The sequence below is a fragment of the Mameliella sp. CS4 genome, from assembly GCF_019392335.1.
Taxonomy (GTDB): Bacteria; Pseudomonadota; Alphaproteobacteria; order Rhodobacterales; family Rhodobacteraceae; genus Antarctobacter.
Map to the genome: position 1 here is coordinate 1 of NZ_JAHXRQ010000126.1, position 291 is coordinate 291.

Annotated in this window: 1 protein-coding gene; it reads right to left on the reverse strand. The window is 62.5% G+C overall.

The window, feature by feature from the left end:
* The coding region (locus tag KZZ07_RS26805) for a recombinase family protein (RefSeq protein WP_219519990.1) at positions 1–201 on the reverse strand (201 nt) is incomplete at its 3' end.
* Positions 202–291: the final 90 nt, after the last annotated feature.

Genomic DNA, 291 nt, shown 5'->3' on the forward strand with positions numbered 1-291 from the left:
GAGGCGGTCGAGCTTCGTCTCCACGAGGGTGTCACCTTCTCGGGCGAAATTCACGGCCGCTTCGAGCTGTTGGCGCGGCGCGACCGAGGACACCTGCTCCTGGTAGACCCTCTGGCACCCGAGGGCCCTGAGGTCGCGCACCTGCGCCTCCAGGCCGGCATCCTGCTCCAGGGTCGAGGTGCGGGCGTATCCGACGAGCATGGGGGCAATCCGGTCCGTTTCGGTCCAATAGGTTCTGAGACATAAAGACCTAATCCGGTCCAAAAGTCAAAGACTATTTATGTGGACCGG